The following is a 16,891-nucleotide window of genomic DNA, read 5'->3' as shown; positions in this document are numbered from 1 at the left end:
GCCGACTTTCCTTTGGAATGTCGCCTTTTTTATTTGCTTTGTACATGAATAATCTAATTTCTTAATAAGGTTTTCCCTAAGTGACACTTTTGTTTTAAGTCTTACAATCAGATTAAATCATATAAAAGTATTTGGAGACTGTATGAAACTGTCATTAAAAATTCTTAACTCTTTGTTTGTAGCTTCTCTTGGTTTGGGCACTATAGCATCGACTCAAGCGGCTGATGTAGAACCTAAAAGACCAGAGTGCGTGGCTCCAGCAAAACCTGGTGGCGGCTTTGATTTAACCTGTCGTGTTGCAGTAAATGGTTTTGCACAAACAAAACTTATCGATAAGCAGATTCGTACAGTGTACATGCCAGGTGGCGTAGGGGCTGTGGCCTACAACAATATTATCTCTAAAAGAGCTGACGACAATAATGCATTCGTAGCATTCTCTGGCGGCTCTCTTTTAAATATCGCACAAGGTAAGTTTGGCCGCTACACAGTAGAAGATGTACGTTGGCTAGCTACTGTCGGTACAGATTATGGGGCAATTATCGTTAATAAAGATTCTAAATTTCAAAATTTAGGTGACCTTATCAATGCCCTTAAAGCAGATCCTAAAACAGTTGTTTTCGCTGCAGGTGCTACCATAGGTGGTCAAGATTGGATGACAGCCGCACTTACAGCTAAACAAGCTGGTGTAGATTATAAAAATATGAGATTTGTTGCATTTGAAGGTGGTGGTGAGGCAGCTACCGCACTACAAGGCAAACACGTGGATGTGTTGTTATCTGGTTTAGCGGAGGCTTCTACTCTTATTGATGGCGGTGCACCTTTAAAAATTCTTGCTGTGTTTGCAGATAAACGCATGGAAGGCCGCTTAAGCAACATTCCTACAGCAAAAGAGCAAGGATACGATATTCAGTGGCCAGTTATCCGTGGTTTCTATCTTCCACCTAAAGTAACTGACGAGCAATTCAAATATTGGGAAGAAAAATTCCAAGCACTTTACAAAACTCCTGAATTCAAAAAAATTCAAGAGTCTCAAGGATTATTCCCATTCGAGAAAACTGGTGCTGAATTAGATAAATTTGTTAAAGAACGCACAGCCTACTACAAAGAGCTAGCTGATTCTTTTGGATTAATTAAAAAATAATTGTTTATTTTGTTTTACCCGAGGCAATCGCATTCTTTGTGATTGCCTCTTATTTTTATAGAGATTGATATGACATTAAATGATAGGGTTCTTGGTATTTTTGCCATAGTCTTAGCGGCATTTATGGCATACCACGGATATGGTATGAATTCTGAATTCTCTTATGAACCGTTAGGACCGAAAGTATTTCCACTTTTACTATCAGGTTTTTTGGCTCTATGTGGAGTTATTTTGATTATCAAAGGTGGTAATCCCGTTCCTCGAAATCCTAAGGGCAGTTCAGTCAGAATCATATCTATGATCGCAATATTATTTTTCTATGCCTTCGCATTTCAGCCTTTAGGATTTCTTATTTCTACTTTAATTATGGTCACCTTAGTAGGAAAACTTTTTGGAGGCAGCTGGCTTCATTCCTTATTTGGTGGTATAGGCATGTCTATAGTTCTATATTTGCTGTTTGATTTAACTTTAGATGTAGTTCTCCCTACAGGTTTATTGGAGGGATTGATATGAGTGATGTATTGCATTATTTGGGATTGGGCATGTCAGTTGCCCTCTCATTTACAAATGTATTAGTGGCTGCAATTGGTGCTTTTATAGGTACTGTGGTCGGGCTTCTTCCTGGATTAGGTCCAATTAACGGTGTAGCGATGTTAATACCCATTGCCTACACTATGAATCTTCCTCCAGAGACTTCATTAATTTTATTGGCAGCAGTTTATGTGGGTGCGGAATATGGTGGCAGGATTTCTTCTATTCTTATTAATGTTCCAGGAGAAGCCGCTGCAGTTATGACGACTATAGATGGTTATCCACTAGCCCGCAAAGGGTTAGCAAGTGTTGCCCTATCTTTATCGGCATGGGCATCGTTTGTAGGATCGATCATTGCCATATTAGGCATTGTTCTTTTGGCTCCACTTCTAGCAAATTGGGCTTCTGCTTTTGGACCTGCAGAATATTTTGTTCTTATGGTTTTTGCATTTTCAGCATTAACCAGTTTATTAGGAGACAGACCCATAAAGGGCATGATTTCAGCTCTAATAGGTTTATCTATATCAACCATTGGTGTAGACCCGACCTCAGGTGTCTATAGATATACATTTGAAATTCCTAATCTTGATGATGGTATGGATTTCGTAGTTGTTGTGATTGGTTTGTTTGCTGTCTCAGAAATGCTTCAAATGCTTGAGAACCTTTTAAAAGGTGATTCAGTTGAAGTTCCTCGATCAGACAGAAAATTATTTAATCTTTCAGAACTTGCTAAAACTACATGGACTACCCTAAGAAGCTCAGTTACTGGATTCTTCATTGGCGTTTTACCTGGTGCAGGTGCATCAGTAGCATCAGCTGTCGCATATGCAAACGAGAAAAAACTTATTTCTGGACGCGATCCAAAAGCATGCTTCGGTGAAGGAGATTTAAGGGGGCTGTGTGCACCAGAGGCAGCTAATAATGCTGCTGCAACAGGATCATTTATTCCTATGCTTACTTTGGGAGTGCCAGGTTCAGGTACTACTGCGGTTATGATGGGTGCACTCACACTTTATAACATTACTCCTGGCCCAATCCTATTTGAAACATCCCCTGAATTAGTTTGGGGTCTTATTGCTTCTTTGTTTTTAGCTAACTTAATTCTTCTTATTATGAATATTCCATTAGTAAGAGTATTTTCAGCTATGCTTAGAACACCTTCATGGCTACTAGTTCCAGGAATTCTGGCTGTAAGTTTTGTTGGGGTGTATGCTTTAAATTCCACTACGTTTGATTTAGTAGCTGTTGTTATTATTGGATTAATAGGCTACTTCTTACGTAAATTTGATGTTCCTTTAGCCCCAATGGTATTAGGTGTGGTTTTGGGAGAATTAATGGAACAAAACTTACGAAGAGCTATGTCTATTTCACAGGGCGATATTTCGATATTATTCTCAAGTACTATTACGATAGTACTGTGGATTTTAGCGATTGCTGTAATCGTTATCCCGCCGATATTGAAGAAAGTTATTGGTGGAAGGAACGCACCAGCAAATTAATATGATTAAACAATATGCATTGGGTTTTGGTATTGCTTTAGCGGGAGCTTTTATAGCAAATGCTTTTGGCATGCCAATTCCTTGGATGTTAGGAGCATTAATATTTACCGCTATTTGTCGCATACTAGGGGTGAATAATGGTGCCCATAAGAACTATCGAAAGACTGGTCAACTTATTGTCGGTGTTTCTATTGGGCTATATTTTTCTCCTCAAGTTAATGAAGTTTTAATAGATCAATCCCTCTATATCATTGCTGGCAGTGTATCGACGGTTTTTTTAAGCATCGCTGGTGCATGGTTTTTATATAAATTTTCGCATCAAAATTTCACGACGGCATATTTTGCTTCTACTGTTGGTGGTGCTAGTGAGATGGTGGTGATTGCGGATAGAAAAGCAAATGCAAATTTGCCATTAATTGCATCAGCACACAGCCTTAGAATTTTAATTGTGGTTGTCTCGATACCGTTTATTTATCAGTATCTTGGAATTCATGGTAATCTCATTGATATGGGTTCAAATTTGCCAGTAAAGATTTCAATAACAGATATAGATTGGAATTTCTTTTTGCTTTTTGCTTGTGCGATAGTTGCTGGTTTTTTACTGCAGAAAATAAGGTTTCCCAATGCTTGGCTGGTAGGTACTATGTTATTTACGGCGGTTCTTACAAGCCATGAAATTCATATTAGTTACGTTCCAGTTGAAGTTCAAAGACTCGGTCAAATACTCTTAGGGTGGGCTTTAGGAAGTAACTATGGCCCACATTTTTTCAAACAAGCTCCTAAATTTATTGTGGCAATGTTTACGGTAATTATCTTCTATATGTTAGTGATGACCTTAGTCGCTTATTTAATGAGTTTTCCATCACAATATGAATTAGAGACACTTGTTTTAGGCTTAAGTCCAGGCGGTCTGGCAGAAATTGCAGTCACAGCAAAAGATTTAAAACTTGGAGCTCCAGTCGTTGTGGCCTTCCAAATCGTAAGACTTGTTGCTGTACTTTTATTAGCAAATCCACTGTTTAATTTTCTGAATAAATTTTATGAATCAAAGCACAAAAATATATGACGTATTAGTCATAGGAGCTGGCAATGCTGCCCTTTGCTCAGCAATTTCAGCCTATGAGCATGGAGCCAGAAACATTGCCATCCTTGAGTCGGCTCCTAAAGAGTGGAGAGGGGGAAATAGTAGTCATACGAGAAATATTCGTAGTATGCACGATGAACCCACTGATGTGCTTACTGATAAATATTCGGAAGATGAGTTTTTTGATGATGTATATCGGGTCACAAAAGGTCAAACTAATGAGGAAATGGCACGTTTTGTGATTCGTTCTACTGTCACCTGTACTAAATGGATGAAGGAGCATGGAGTTCGTTTTCAGCCTTCGTTAGGAGGTACTTTGCAACTTGGTCGTACTAATGCATTTTTTCTTGGTGGCGGGAAAGCCTTAGTTAATGCGTATTTCAAGGAAATTGAGAAACTAGGTGTTGAGATTTTTTATGAGACTGAGGCCATAAGACTAAATGTAGTTGATGGATATTGCGAGTCAGTAAGCATTCAAAAAGATGGGCAAGAAGATAAATTTAAAGCCAAAGCTTATGTCATAGCAAGTGGAGGATTTGAATCCAATCGTGAGTGGTTGGAAGAGGCATGGGGGCCTGCGGCACGCAATTTCTTAATTCGTGGCACGCGATTTAATCAAGGCCGCATGATTAAGGAATTAGAAAGAGTAGGGGCACAATTAATAGGTGATCCAACTCAAGGTCACGCCGTTGCTATTGATGCTAGGTCGCCTTTGTATGACGGTGGAATTGTGACACGTGTTGATTGCGTGTCGCTCGGTATAGTCTTAAATAAAAATGGTGATAGGTTTTATGATGAGGGTGAAGATTTTTGGCCAAAACGTTATGCAATCTGGGGTCGTCTTGTAGCAAAACAACCAGACCAAGTCGCTTACAGCATTATCGATCAGAAAATTATAGGGAAATTTATGCCTTCAGTATTTCCGTCTATAAAAGCGGAAACATTGCCACAATTATTTGTAACGCTTGGCCTCCCAGTGGATAAAGCTATGGATACCGTACATAAATATAACGAGGCCGTCCGACCAGGCACATTTAACAATACTATCTTAGACGATTGTCGCACAGAAGGCTTAGAAATAAATAAAACGCATTGGGCTCAGAAGCTTGATACAGGCCCATATTATGCATATCCATTGGCCACAGGGATTACTTTTACTTATATGGGCGTGAAGGTCAATAAAGATGCTCAGGTTCATATGGCCGATGGTAGCTTAGCTAAAAATTTATTTGCGGCAGGGGAAATAATGGCAGGAAATATTCTCTCGCAAGGATATGTTGCGGGCTTTGGGATGGCCATTGGCACTGTGTTTGGGAGAATTGCAGGGAAAGGAGCGGCACAATATGCAGTCAACAATTAAAGAGATACCAATTATTACGCACGCAGAGTTGATGGAGCGTACGAAAAAGTCGATTGGCATTTGCAACTCCTGTAGGTATTGTGAGGGGTTTTGTGCTGTATTTCCTGCAATGGAAAAGCGTCTTAGTTTTGCTGAGTCAGATATAAATTATTTAGCCAACTTATGTCATAACTGTAGTGAATGTCTGTATGCTTGTCAGTTTGCGCCTCCTCATGAATATGGTGTAAATATTCCTAAGCAGCTTGCTATGGTGCGCACTAGTTCGTACGAAGAATTTGCGACACCAAAATTTTTATCTTCTCTTTTTGTTAAGCATGGACTTATAAGCTCAATATTGCTTGTGCTTGTTTTAACTATGTTCCTGCTAATAATCCCAAGAGACACTGCAAATTATGCGGACCCTCATAACTTTTATAACTACATATCTCATAATGCACTTGTTATTCTTTTTGGTTGTGCATTTATATGGATGATTGTTTCCATTATTAAGAGTTGTGTTCGATTTAGAAATCATATTTGTGAAGCAGATGAGAGAATATTTTCATTGCCAGCTTTAAAGAGGGCTGCTCATGAGGCATTTAGTCTTAAATATTTGCATGGAAATATAAAAACTGGATGTACCTATCCAGAAGACGATATTTCTCCGTGGAGACGTTATTTTCACCATGCAACATTCTATGGCTTTATGCTTTGCTTTGCGGCGACTGCATCAGGGACTATTTTGCATTATTTCTTTAATATGCATGCACCCTATGATTTTGTAAGCATTCCTAAATTGCTTGGTACCTCAGGCGGTGTATTGCTAGCAATAGGTACGGCAGGATTGTTTGTTTTGAAATTAAAAGCAAATCCAGAGATTAGGGATATTAGGCAACTAGGTATGGATTACGCTTTTATAGGTCTTTTGTTTCTTGCAGCAGTAACTGGTTTAATACTTATGCTATTGAGGGAAACGGAAGCATTGCCAACTTTGCTAGCTGTGCATCTGAGCGTAATTTTGACTCTGTTTATCACAATGCCATTCAGCAAATTTGTTCATGGGTTTTATAGATTTATAGCTTTAAGTAAAAATGCAACAGAGGACCTAAAACATAGTAAATAATTAGGGTATTCCTTATATATAAATATAGACAACTTAAACCTTATATCTATAATTAGTGGAAAATATCTTATGAGGTTTAACTATGCATACCAAATCTAGTTCAAATAGCATAATAAATCACATTCTTTGGTTTGGTGTAGCCGTGCTCGGGGCCTTCTTGTTGGGCTATATAGCGGTTACGCAAAGAGGTGAATCTATTAACGCAATATGGGTACTTATAGCCGCAATCTGCGTTTATCTTATTGGTTATCGATACTACAGTCTCTATATCGCACGCAATGCTTTGGGATTAGATCCTACGCGAAATACTCCAGCTTGGAGACATAACGATGGGCTGGATTATGTTCCTACGAATAAGGCGGTTTTATTTGGTCACCACTTTGCTGCGATTGCAGGAGCAGGGCCGCTAGTAGGACCAGTGCTTGCAGCTCAAATGGGGTATCTTCCTGGTATGCTTTGGATTCTTGCGGGCGTAGTTTTCGCAGGGGCAGTTCAGGACTTTATGGTTCTTTTTATCTCTACACGTAGAGATGGTCGATCTCTTGGTGAGCTTTGCCGCTCGGAGATGGGTCGTATTCCTGGCATAATCGCCCTGGTAGCTTGCTTTATGATCATGGTCATTATTCTTGCTGTATTAGCTATGATTGTGGTGAAAGCGTTGACACATAGCCCTTGGGGTACATTCACAGTTATTTATACGATTCCGCTTGCAGTATTTATGGGGGTGTATTTACGATATATTCGCCCAGGTCGCGTATTAGAAGTATCCATAATTGGTATGGTTCTTTTGATTTTAGGAATTATTTGGGGCGGTGATGTCGCAGCCAATCCAGATCTAGCTAAGTATTTTGATTATGATGGTAAAACTTTAACTTATATTCTTGTAGTGTATGGGTTCGTAGCTGCGGTACTTCCTGTTTGGTTGCTACTAGCTCCTCGCGATTACTTATCAACATTCTTGAAAATCGGTGCTATTGTTGCACTAGCAATTGGTATTGTTCTTGTTAGACCAGAAATGCAGATGCCATCGTTGACACAGTTTGTGGATGGTACAGGTCCTGTGTGGAAGGGCGATTTGTTCCCATTCTTGTTTATTACAATTGCGTGTGGAGCTGTTTCCGGATTCCATGCACTTATCTCTTCGGGAACAACACCTAAAATGCTTCAAAACGAATCGCATGCACGTCTAATTGGTTATGGTGGTATGTTGATGGAATCTTTTGTAGCTATCATGGCCTTGATTTCTGCTTCCATTATTGACCCTGGTGTTTATTTTGTAATGAATAGCCCTGTAGCATTTTTAAATCCCGAAGGAAGTGCTGATTTAGCGGCTGCAGCAGCAAATACCGTGACCAATATAGGCTTCTTGATTACGCCTGAGACTATTCAACAATATGCATCAGATGTTGGTGAATCAACTATTATTTCTCGTGCTGGCGGTGCTCCTACACTTGCTGTGGGCATGGCTATGATTTTGCATGAAGCATTGTCATTCTTAGGCTCTATGTCGTTCTGGTATCACTTTGCTATTTTGTTTGAAGCCCTATTTATCTTGACAGCTGTAGATGCGGGTACTCGCTCTGCAAGATTTATGCTTCAGGATTTATTAGGTTTAGTAAGTCCAGGTTTAAAAAGAACGGATTCATTGCCAGCGAACTTATTTGCTACTGCATTAGTTGTTATTGCTTGGGGCTATTTCTTATATCAAGGTGTGGTCGATCCATTAGGAGGTATTAATACTCTATGGCCTTTATTTGGAATTGCTAACCAAATGCTAGCAGCTATTGCATTATTGTTATGCACAGTAGTACTTTTCAAAATGAAAAAAGAGAAGTTTGCATGGATTGCTATTTTCCCAAGCATTGCGCTTATGATATTTACTCTTTATGCGGGCTGGATTAAGGTGTTCTCGGATAATCCAAAAGTTGGTTTTTTCGCACTTGCAAACTCCCTTAAAGAGAAATTTATCGATGTTCCCTTTGTTGCATCAGGAACTTTCAAATCTGTAGAGCAAGTTGAACAAGTTATTTTCAACAATAGATTGGATGGATTCTTGACAGCATTTTTCATGTTAGTTGTAGTTTCTATCGCAGTGTTTGCTGTGAAATCAAGCCTTCAAGCTCTTAAACGCAAAGAGCCTCATTCAGCTGAGATTCCATACGAGCCACTGCCATTGGAAGCAACTAAAGTGTAGGGGCTAAATATGATGTTTTCACTTAAAGATACAGCTAAGTATTTAGGGCAGACGGCACGCCTGATGGTGGGTGTGCCCGACTATGATACTTATCTTAAGCATATGGAACGCAACCATCCAGATAAAACTCCTATGACATATAAAGAGTTTTTCCGCGAGCGACAAGATGCTCGTTATGGCGGGAAAGGCGGATTTAAGTGTTGTTGAAAATCAAAGCGGTCCTTATAAGGGCCGCTTTATTTTATTTCCTTCTCTGTGGCAATAAAATCCATGGCTATATCATGCGATTCTATGTTTAACTTTGATTCCTTATCAATCTCGCAATCAGACCAAGCTACTCCTACTTTCATAGGTTTTATACCCTTTTTTAGCCATCGACCAAGAGTCCTATCATAATATCCGCCACCATAGCCGATTCTATGTTTATCTTGCGTAAATCCAATCATTGGAACTAAAACTATTTCTGGTTCCGTGTCAACAAGCGGACTTATAGGCTCACTGATACCAAATTTGTTGTATTCGAAAAATGTGTCGGGTGTCCATAAAGCAAAAGATAAGGGTTGATTTGATTTTGTTACTACTGGCAATAGAATTTTGTATTTTTCAACGTGAAGTTGATTGAGCAATTTTTTTAAATTTAATTCAGAGTTAATAGCCCAATAAGCCGCTATCACACAAGGATTCGGGAATTTGGATTTAATAAAATCTAGTAGGACTGCACAAACAGCCTCACTAGATTCCGCCAGTTCCTCAAGGCTTTTAGAATCCCTGATGAAGAGTAAATCTTTGCGGGTTAAATCTTTCAAATGTAGAGCCTATATAATTTATTACATTTATATTATATTAATTGCTACTCAATTATTTCAACGTATTATGCAAATTGATTCATTAAGATTTACCGGTGACTCCTTAACCAAAGGGTTAGAAGTCTATTGTGTGGGCGGTGCCGTTAGGGACAGTTTGCTAGGACTGAAAATTAAAGATAGGGATTGGGTAGTAGTAAGTGCCACACCAGATGAGATGGAATCGCGAAGATTCAAGCCAGTGGGTGCAGACTTTCCAGTATTTATTCATCCTATTTCAGGTGAGGAATATGCACTTGCAAGAACAGAAAGAAAAATTTCAAAAGGCTATCACGGGTTTAGTTTTTTCACTGGTGACGTTAGTTTAGAAGAAGATTTGCGGCGCCGCGATTTCACAATAAATGCAATGGCCGTAGATAGAGAGGGTAATTTAATTGACCCTTTTAACGGATATAAAGACTTGCAGGATCGAGTATTTCGACATGTAAGTGATTCATTTTCTGAAGACCCTGTACGGATATTGCGCTTAGGCCGATTTTTAGCACGTTTTGATCAATTCTCTGTTGCACAGGAGACTATAGATCTGTGTCGCAAGATGGTAGAAGAGGGTGAAATTGATGCACTTGTTCAAGAGCGTGTATGGAGGGAACTTTCACGTGCATTGATTGAAAATGTTCCAAGCAAGTTTTTTCAAATTATGGAAAAAGTAGGTGCAATAAAAATACTTTTTCCAAACATGCAAGTACCACAGAAAGGGGATTACCTAGATAGAGGTAGAAATGAGGGTTTTGATTTGATTCGTCAATACTGCGTTTTTACGAGCTATTTTCCAGATTTTATAGCACCTCAATTTGCCGTTCCTCGAGAATATAGAGAGTATGCAAAATCATTGCCACTTTTATATGAGATTTTGAAAGATATTCAACTACAGCCACAACAGATTTTAGAGGCAATTACTATAGTCGATGGTCTAAGAAAACCAAGTAAATTTTTGGCACTTCTTGAAGTAGTAAATCTTCTTTTGGAAAATGAGGGGCCTTTAAGCCACGCACAGTGGGCTGAAATTATCAAGCTTGTAATAACAGTGCCTACAGCGGATTTGATCAATCTTTCGCCGCTTCAGATCAAGGAGCACGTGCAAAATTCTCGATTGCAAATTATCCAAGACTATATCGACGATCTGAAAGCGTAAATCCAACGGGAGCATCTGGCCAATCCAAATTTTTTGAGAAAAGCATTACTTTAAAAAGCTCGCCCATTTCAGCTTCCGATATAAGAGTATTTATGCCTGCCTTCTGAGCATGATTTAAATTCTGTGCCTTGTTTAACTCTTGCTCCAAACCGCATGAAATAAGGAAACTCGCTTGATTTGTATACCCCCAAAGCTCGAGACCCGCATCAATGCCCGCATCTGCAATAGCAGTGAAATCAACATGTGATGTGATATCTTGAATGCCTAGATTTATCAAAGGGTCGGGATGCGTATGATGTTTAAAATGGCACATTATTGTGCCTTCATTTCTTTGCGGATGGTAGAACTCGCTTCTTGCAAATCCATAGTCGATTAATAAAACCCCACCTCTTGTAAGAAGCCCTGCTAGAGACGCAATCCACGCTTCTGCTTGTAAATTTACTTCGCTTCTATAGCCGTCGATTTGTGGAATTCGCTGTGCAATATCCTTTTGGGTGGCAATGCCCACTCTATCAAACTCATATCCTACTTTAGTGGCACGCACTCCTATCTCGAGTAAGCCTTCAGCATCAGAGTATTCGAAAATTTTAGGAGGTATTGAGTCAAGTACTTCATTAGCGATTATGCAGCCTTCAAATTTATCGGGCAAGGTATCAAGCCAAACGATATCATCTAAAAATTCAGCGAGTGTCTCTTTTTGTAGAGATTTTAAATCCGCAGATAGTTCAAGTATAAAGTATTTAATTTTGTCGCTAGCCGAAGCCTCAAGAATTTGCTTAGCCATAGCTCCCGAGCCAGCTCCAAACTCCAATACGCATTTTGATTCACACTGCTCAAGAATTTGTAGCACTTGATTCCACATGCATCGTCCGAAAAAGGGGCTTATTTCCGGGGCGGTTATAAAATCCCCTTTTGCCCCAAAAATTGGCAATGCATTTGTATAGTATCCAAGTTTAGGTGCATACAGCACTTCGCTCAACCATTTGTCAAATTCTATGACCTCTTGATTAGAAAATTTTTCGCGTATATGTTTATCGAGCTTAGAGCTAATTTCAAGGGCTTCTTCGGAAGGCTTGGGTAGATTTTTCATCTATTTTTTTGATTGTCTTCTCTTGATGTGTTTAGGTTTATTACTGCGAGCACCTCGTTCCCATTCTGAAAATTTAGGGCCTCCTGTTGAGCTTCTGTCGCCGCCTTTTGTTCTAGGTTTATTCGAGGCAGAGACCTTAGAATTACTTTCAGTCTTAGTTTTACTTGTAGGTTTTGTGCGTTTGCTGTCATTTAGAGAGTTCTCGGATTTTGAACGTCTTTTGTTCGAGGAAACACGCTCATCCTCATTCCTTTTATACTTGCGAGAATCGCTTGTATGAGAAGTGCTAGAAGTCTTGCGAGCTCCACTGGCTTTAGCATCACTTGTTTTTTTGCGACTACCGCTTGCACCGCTGCCCGCACGTCCTCCCGCACGACCGCCTGCAACACTCGCACGGCCTCCCGCACGACCGCCTGCACGTCCCGTTCCGCTAGCTCCAGCCGAACCTTTCTTCTTGATAGCTCCACGACCAACAGGCTCCAAACCAGGTATCACGGCGATATCGAGTTCACGAGAAATATAATTCTCGATAAATCGAACCGCCCTACGTTCAGATAAAAGTGCCAATGTATATGCACGCCCATCTCTTCCTGCACGCCCAGTCCTACCAATGCGATGCACATAATCTTCCGCTTGCATAGGCAAGTCATAATTCACAACATGGCTTATGCCCTGTATATCGATACCGCGTGCGGCCACATCTGTAGCTACTAGCACCTTAATTCGGCCTTTTTGAAGAGCTTGAATAGTGCGGTTTCTCTGACCCTGATTCATATCGCCGTGCAACTCGCCCGCTTTAAAATCCAAATCTTTTAGACGTTTCGCTAAATCGCAAGCCCCACGTTTAGTTTTAGTAAAAACAATTGTTTGATCAACATCTGGATCACGCAGCAAAGCCTCAAGCAATTTAAATTTATGGCCCACAGTGTCTGCATAAAAAAGGAATTGCTCGATATTTTGATGCTTCTCCTTATGGTCAGATACCACAATCCTCTCAGGTGATTTAAGCATCTCTTTTGCAAGCTTAACGGTATTTCCTTCAAATGTCGCAGAAAAAAGCAATGTCTGCTTTTCATCTGGAGTTTCAGCAACCACATTTTTAATATCATGAATAAAACCCATATCGAGCATGCGGTCAGCTTCATCTAAAATAAGCACCTTAAGATTGTGCAATTTTACGCGACCAGCTTTAATATGATCCAAAAGCCTTCCAGGCGTAGCTACAATAATCTCTACCTCGCGTGAGAGTGAGTTTATTTGCGGTCCATAGGCCATCCCCCCTACTAGGGTGGCAATGTGCACGCCTTTAAATCCGTAAATAAATTCTTTCGTCGCATCCGCAACTTGCATAGCAAGTTCTCGAGTAGGTGTAAGGACTAAAATTTGTACACCGTATTTAGGGGGATTCGCCGTTGACTTACCTCTTTTACGTCGCGAAGATTTAGCTTTAGATATTTCCTCAGTTTGTGGCCGTGTTTCAAGTTCATGCAAAAGTCTTTGAATAGATGGAAGCATAAAAGCCGCAGTTTTACCGCTTCCAGTTTGAGCAGAAACAATTAAGTCCTTACCCTCAAGTGCAAGTGGAATAGACTTAACTTGTACCTCCGTTGGATTACGAAAATCAATCCTCTCTAAAGATTTAAGAAGTATCTGCTCAATGCCTAGATCGGCAAAATTACTGTCGTTCATTAAGACCCTTTATGTGCAGCCACGGCCTCAAATGCCGCTTCAGCTGCTGTCAATGTTATTTTTAGGCTGTCCTCATCATGTGAGGCAGAGATAAAGCCAGCTTCATAAGCTGACGGCGCAATATGCACGCCATTTTCTAGTAATTTATGGAAGAAAATGTTGAATGCATCCGTGTCTGATTTTTGAACATCTGGGAAGCTCTTAGGCACAGACTCCAAGAAGTATAACCCAAACATGCCACCTATAAAGTCAGTGCAGAATTTAACTCCTTTTTTTGTGGCAATATCACTCAAACCCCTCGTGAATTTCTCGTTATAAGACTTAAGTCCATCATAAAACCCTGGTCTTGAGATAATTTCAAGAGTTTTTAAACCCGCAGCTACAGCCACAGGATTTCCTGACAATGTCCCTGCTTGATAAACTGGTCCTAGAGGTGCAATTTTGCTCATAATATTGCGGCGACCACCAAAAGCCCCAATAGGCATGCCACCCCCGATAACCTTAGCTAAAGTGGTCATATCAGGCTTGATTCCAAAATGCCCCTGAGCACAGTCAAGACCTACTCTAAATCCTGTCATAACTTCATCGAAAATAAGCACAGACTCATATTCATCGCAAACATCACGTAAAGTTTGTAGAAATTCTTTTGTAGGTTTAACTAAATTCATATTTCCTGCAACAGGCTCTACGATAACGCATGCGATATCAGAACCATATTTAGAAAAACATTCGCGTACAGCCTCGATATTGTTATATTCAATAACGATAGTATGAGAAACAAACTCTTCTGGAACGCCCGCCGATGAAGGATTTCCAAAAGTCAATAATCCTGACCCTGATTTAACAAGCAAGCTATCTGAGTGACCATGATAGCAACCCTCAAATTTTAAAATTTTGTTGCGACCAGTGAAGCCACGAGCCAGTCTAATAGCACTCATGGTTGCTTCAGTTCCAGAACTCACTAATCGCACTTGTTCAATGCTAGGCAATAATTCGCAGATACGCTCAGCAAGCAGAACTTCCGCCTCAGTTGGAGCCCCAAAAGACAAACCATTTGCTACTGCTTTGTGCACAGCCTCAAGGACTTCAGGATTTGCATGACCCGCAATAGCAGGCCCCCATGAGCCGATATAGTCAACATATTTTTTACCCTCTATATCCCACATATATCCGCCTAGGGCTTTCTTAATAAATTTCGGAGTTCCGCCCACAGACTTAAATGCACGAACAGGAGAATTCACGCCCCCCGGAATCGTTTTTTGTGCGCGTTCAAAAATAGCTTCGTTAGTAGTCATATCATTTCCAATGTTCAAATAAATTCTTAAATTCCCTTACCGCTTTGGCAATGTCCTCGCTTTCAAACAACCCTGTAATTACCGCCACATTATCTGCCCCTGCTTCAATTAAAGGCAAAGCATTTTGCAATGTTATACCACCAATGCAAACTATAGGAATATCAACAAATTCTTTTTTTGCTTCTTTTATAAGATTCGTGTCGGCTTTTACAGCATTTGGCTTTGTGGGAGATGGGTACATAGCCCCAAAAGCTATATATGAGGCACCATTTTTAACCGCATCCCGTGCCATATCTAAGCTGTTATAGCAACTATACCCAATAACAAAATTTCCCCTCTCTAAAGCATATGTGGTGGCAATGTCCCTGTAAACAATATCTTCACGCCCTAAATGCACTCCATCTGCCTGAGAATCCATTGCTAATTGAATACTGTCATTGACTATAAATAAAGTATTTTCCCTAAGGCAAATGTCCCTGATTCTTTTGCATTGCTCTAATCTTAATTTATAAGGCTCTTCTTTTTTTCTACGAAATTGCAATATCGGTAAGCCAGCTTCGCAAGCCACCCTAACGGCTTCAATAACTTTATCAAAATTATCCCAATCAGGGGTTATTCCGTAAAGTCCTTTTGGTATAGTCATAAAAATATGATTGATTAAAATTTTTTGTAAAATTGAATTTTAACTCTAGGATAGCTTATGAAGACATATATGTGCATCATTTGTGGTCATATCTATGATGAAGAACTTGGTGATCCAGAGTCTGGAATTCCACCAGGTACTAAGTGGGAGGATGTTCCTGCTAATTGGACTTGTCCTGATTGCGGTGGAACAAAGGACGATTTCCAAGAAATTCCTATGTAATTTGAAATGACCCTTAATAAGCTCATTCTCTCTGGATACTATTTGGTATCCATGCCATCTACGGGCAATTCCGTGTTCGATAATTCTGTTGTTTATATTTTGAAACATGATGATGATGGGGCATTGGGAGTAGTGATTAATAAACCGAGCCCTCACGATTTGTCGGAATTTGTCGACCCTATGAATCCCGATATTGACGACGCTAACGTTAAAGAAATCCCAAGTGATAGCTGGAGCAAGATTCAGGAAAAATTTCCTGAATCTAAAATCCTAACTGGCGGGCCACTGGGCCTTGATCATATATTGGTGGTTACTGAAGGCGATGCCATTCCTGAAATGCTTGATGGTCCTGAAGTCCTGCAAGATTTCTCTAAGGGAATTAATCCTAAAAGAATTGTTGTTTTTAACGGTTATAGCAGTTGGGCTCCGAATCAACTAGAAGAAGAAATAGTCTCTAATTATTGGATAACGCTAAAGAGTGATTTATCTCTTATGTTTGAAGTACCAATTGAAGATAGGTATCGTAAAGCGTTTGAACTTATAGGAATTGAGCCTCATGATCTTCACGGTGGCAGCGGCAATGCCTAATTCTTCTCAAAGTAAGCCAATTTCAAAAGATATGACGATTCTAGCTTTTGATTATGGAATGAAAAAAATTGGAGTTGCTTTAGGTAATTCAGTTACTAAGAGTGCTAGACCGCTTGGTATTATTAAAAATGATACGATAGTTGCTCGATTCGCAGGTGTTGCGAAGTTTATTTCCGAATGGAATCCAGACTTATTAGTGGTCGGCTTACCTATTACTCTAAATGGTCAAGAACAAGAGGCCAGTAGATTAGCAAGAAAATTTGCAAATCAACTTAAGGGTAGATTTAATCTTCCCGTAGAACTAATAGATGAAAGATTTAGTAGTATCGAAGCTCAGGAAATCTGTCACTGCGGACCAGATGAGGATCATTATGCAGCAGCCGTTATACTTGAGAGATTTTTTAATCCTCAATATAACCATAATCTAGTTTCTAATGCCCATAAACAGGAATAGTTAA

The 16,891-nt window shown here is 39.8% G+C and carries 17 protein-coding genes; 12 read left to right on the top strand and 5 right to left on the bottom strand.

The annotated features are described in order from the left end of the window. The first annotated feature begins 142 nt into the window (after positions 1-142). The 8 genes from TASI_RS06875 to TASI_RS06840 all read left to right on the top strand — a co-directional run bounded on the left by TASI_RS06875 (position 143) and on the right by TASI_RS06840 (position 9,118). Positions 143-1,141: a Bug family tripartite tricarboxylate transporter substrate binding protein gene (locus TASI_RS06875; RefSeq protein WP_014112043.1), complete on the top strand. Its 999-nt coding sequence runs from the start codon at positions 143-145 to the stop codon at positions 1,139-1,141. 69 nt (positions 1,142-1,210) lie between these two features. After that, positions 1,211-1,654 (top strand): tripartite tricarboxylate transporter TctB family protein, encoded by a 444-nt coding sequence (locus TASI_RS06870; protein ID WP_014112042.1) that lies wholly within the window; start codon positions 1,211-1,213, stop codon positions 1,652-1,654. Next, positions 1,651-3,171, top strand: a complete 1,521-nt coding sequence (locus tag TASI_RS06865) for a tripartite tricarboxylate transporter permease (RefSeq protein ID WP_014112041.1) — start codon at positions 1,651-1,653, stop codon at positions 3,169-3,171. The genes TASI_RS06870 and TASI_RS06865 overlap by 4 nt, the downstream gene beginning before the upstream one ends. A gap of 1 nt (position 3,172) precedes the next feature. Continuing rightward, the gene (locus TASI_RS06860; protein ID WP_014112040.1) at positions 3,173-4,237 is read left to right on the top strand and encodes an AbrB family transcriptional regulator; all 1,065 of its coding nucleotides are present in this window, start codon (positions 3,173-3,175) and stop codon (positions 4,235-4,237) included. Continuing rightward, positions 4,212-5,615, top strand: a complete 1,404-nt coding sequence (tcuA, locus tag TASI_RS06855) for an FAD-dependent tricarballylate dehydrogenase TcuA (RefSeq protein WP_014112039.1) — start codon at positions 4,212-4,214, stop codon at positions 5,613-5,615. Before TASI_RS06860 ends, tcuA begins: the two co-directional genes overlap by 26 nt. Further along, a complete protein-coding gene (gene tcuB / locus TASI_RS06850; RefSeq protein WP_044978149.1) occupies positions 5,599-6,717 on the top strand; it encodes a tricarballylate utilization 4Fe-4S protein TcuB in 1,119 nt (372 codons plus the stop codon). The genes tcuA and tcuB overlap by 17 nt, the downstream gene beginning before the upstream one ends. An 82-nt stretch (positions 6,718-6,799) precedes the next feature. Continuing rightward, positions 6,800-8,911 (top strand): pyruvate/proton symporter CstA, encoded by a 2,112-nt coding sequence (gene cstA / locus TASI_RS06845; protein ID WP_014112037.1) that lies wholly within the window; start codon positions 6,800-6,802, stop codon positions 8,909-8,911. Between the two features lie 9 nt (positions 8,912-8,920). After that, entirely contained in the window at positions 8,921-9,118 is a 198-nt protein-coding gene (locus TASI_RS06840; protein ID WP_014112036.1) for a YbdD/YjiX family protein, read from the top strand. A 29-nt stretch (positions 9,119-9,147) separates the two neighbouring features. On the opposite strand, the gene TASI_RS06835 is transcribed toward TASI_RS06840, so the two are convergent. Next, positions 9,148-9,717, bottom strand: a complete 570-nt coding sequence (locus tag TASI_RS06835) for a 5-formyltetrahydrofolate cyclo-ligase (RefSeq protein ID WP_014112035.1) — start codon at positions 9,715-9,717, stop codon at positions 9,148-9,150. Between the two features lie 67 nt (positions 9,718-9,784). Between TASI_RS06835 and TASI_RS06830 the strand changes: the two genes are divergently transcribed. Beyond that, on the top strand, positions 9,785-10,906 hold the full coding sequence (locus TASI_RS06830; RefSeq protein ID WP_044978294.1) for a tRNA nucleotidyltransferase/poly(A) polymerase-related protein: 1,122 nt from the start codon (positions 9,785-9,787) through the stop codon (positions 10,904-10,906). Here TASI_RS06830 and TASI_RS06825 read toward each other — a convergent pair. Genes TASI_RS06825 through thiE form a run of 4 tightly spaced genes read right to left on the bottom strand, consistent with a single transcriptional unit; the run spans position 10,872 to position 15,623 of the window. Beyond that, complete coding sequence (locus tag TASI_RS06825; RefSeq protein WP_014112033.1) at positions 10,872-11,996, bottom strand: class I SAM-dependent methyltransferase; 1,125 nt, start codon at positions 11,994-11,996, stop codon at positions 10,872-10,874. The genes TASI_RS06830 and TASI_RS06825 overlap by 35 nt on opposite strands. After that, on the bottom strand, positions 11,997-13,685 hold the full coding sequence (locus TASI_RS06820; protein ID WP_014112032.1) for a DEAD/DEAH box helicase: 1,689 nt from the start codon (positions 13,683-13,685) through the stop codon (positions 11,997-11,999). It lies immediately after the preceding gene. After that, complete coding sequence (gene hemL, locus TASI_RS06815; protein ID WP_014112031.1) at positions 13,685-14,980, bottom strand: glutamate-1-semialdehyde 2,1-aminomutase; 1,296 nt, start codon at positions 14,978-14,980, stop codon at positions 13,685-13,687. Before hemL ends, TASI_RS06820 begins: the two co-directional genes overlap by 1 nt. Position 14,981: 1 nt before the next feature. After that, positions 14,982-15,623, bottom strand: a complete 642-nt coding sequence (gene thiE, locus TASI_RS06810) for a thiamine phosphate synthase (RefSeq protein ID WP_014112030.1) — start codon at positions 15,621-15,623, stop codon at positions 14,982-14,984. Between the two features lie 57 nt (positions 15,624-15,680). Between thiE and TASI_RS06805 the strand changes: the two genes are divergently transcribed. From TASI_RS06805 to ruvX, 3 genes are read left to right on the top strand one after another with little or no spacing between them, the layout of a single operon-like run. Further along, positions 15,681-15,845, top strand: coding sequence for a rubredoxin (locus TASI_RS06805; RefSeq protein ID WP_014112029.1), 165 nt, complete (start codon positions 15,681-15,683; stop codon positions 15,843-15,845). A 6-nt stretch (positions 15,846-15,851) separates the two neighbouring features. Then, complete coding sequence (locus TASI_RS06800; protein ID WP_044978147.1) at positions 15,852-16,433, top strand: YqgE/AlgH family protein; 582 nt, start codon at positions 15,852-15,854, stop codon at positions 16,431-16,433. Further along, on the top strand, positions 16,426-16,887 hold the full coding sequence (gene ruvX, locus TASI_RS06795; RefSeq protein WP_044978145.1) for a Holliday junction resolvase RuvX: 462 nt from the start codon (positions 16,426-16,428) through the stop codon (positions 16,885-16,887). The genes TASI_RS06800 and ruvX overlap by 8 nt, the downstream gene beginning before the upstream one ends. Positions 16,888-16,891: the final 4 nt, after the last annotated feature.

Origin of the sequence: Taylorella asinigenitalis MCE3 (assembly GCF_000226625.1) — a bacterium.
In the GTDB taxonomy this organism is placed as follows: Bacteria; Pseudomonadota; Gammaproteobacteria; order Burkholderiales; family Burkholderiaceae_B; genus Taylorella; species Taylorella asinigenitalis.
The sequence above is the reverse complement of the archived record's forward strand: the minus strand, read 5'-3'. Positions and strand labels throughout refer to the sequence as shown.

Bases quoted from the DNA above. Each gene is read 5' to 3' on its own strand.
- tcuB (WP_044978149.1), top strand. From the start codon at position 5,599: ATGCAGTCAACAATTAAAGAGATACCAATTATTACGCACGCAGAGTTG.
- cstA (WP_014112037.1), top strand. From the start codon at position 6,800: ATGCATACCAAATCTAGTTCAAATAGCATAATAAATCACATTCTTTGG.
- hemL (WP_014112031.1), bottom strand. From the start codon at position 14,980: ATGACTACTAACGAAGCTATTTTTGAACGCGCACAAAAAACGATTCCG.
- TASI_RS06830 (WP_044978294.1), top strand. From the start codon at position 9,785: ATGCAAATTGATTCATTAAGATTTACCGGTGACTCCTTAACCAAAGGG.
- TASI_RS06870 (WP_014112042.1), top strand. From the start codon at position 1,211: ATGACATTAAATGATAGGGTTCTTGGTATTTTTGCCATAGTCTTAGCG.
- TASI_RS06800 (WP_044978147.1), top strand. From the start codon at position 15,852: ATGACCCTTAATAAGCTCATTCTCTCTGGATACTATTTGGTATCCATG.
- TASI_RS06860 (WP_014112040.1), top strand. From the start codon at position 3,173: ATGATTAAACAATATGCATTGGGTTTTGGTATTGCTTTAGCGGGAGCT.
- thiE (WP_014112030.1), bottom strand. From the start codon at position 15,623: ATGACTATACCAAAAGGACTTTACGGAATAACCCCTGATTGGGATAAT.
- ruvX (WP_044978145.1), top strand. From the start codon at position 16,426: ATGCCTAATTCTTCTCAAAGTAAGCCAATTTCAAAAGATATGACGATT.
- TASI_RS06865 (WP_014112041.1), top strand. From the start codon at position 1,651: ATGAGTGATGTATTGCATTATTTGGGATTGGGCATGTCAGTTGCCCTC.
- TASI_RS06825 (WP_014112033.1), bottom strand. From the start codon at position 11,996: ATGAAAAATCTACCCAAGCCTTCCGAAGAAGCCCTTGAAATTAGCTCT.
- TASI_RS06820 (WP_014112032.1), bottom strand. From the start codon at position 13,685: ATGAACGACAGTAATTTTGCCGATCTAGGCATTGAGCAGATACTTCTT.
- TASI_RS06840 (WP_014112036.1), top strand. From the start codon at position 8,921: ATGATGTTTTCACTTAAAGATACAGCTAAGTATTTAGGGCAGACGGCA.
- TASI_RS06875 (WP_014112043.1), top strand. From the start codon at position 143: ATGAAACTGTCATTAAAAATTCTTAACTCTTTGTTTGTAGCTTCTCTT.
- tcuA (WP_014112039.1), top strand. From the start codon at position 4,212: ATGAATCAAAGCACAAAAATATATGACGTATTAGTCATAGGAGCTGGC.
- TASI_RS06805 (WP_014112029.1), top strand. From the start codon at position 15,681: ATGAAGACATATATGTGCATCATTTGTGGTCATATCTATGATGAAGAA.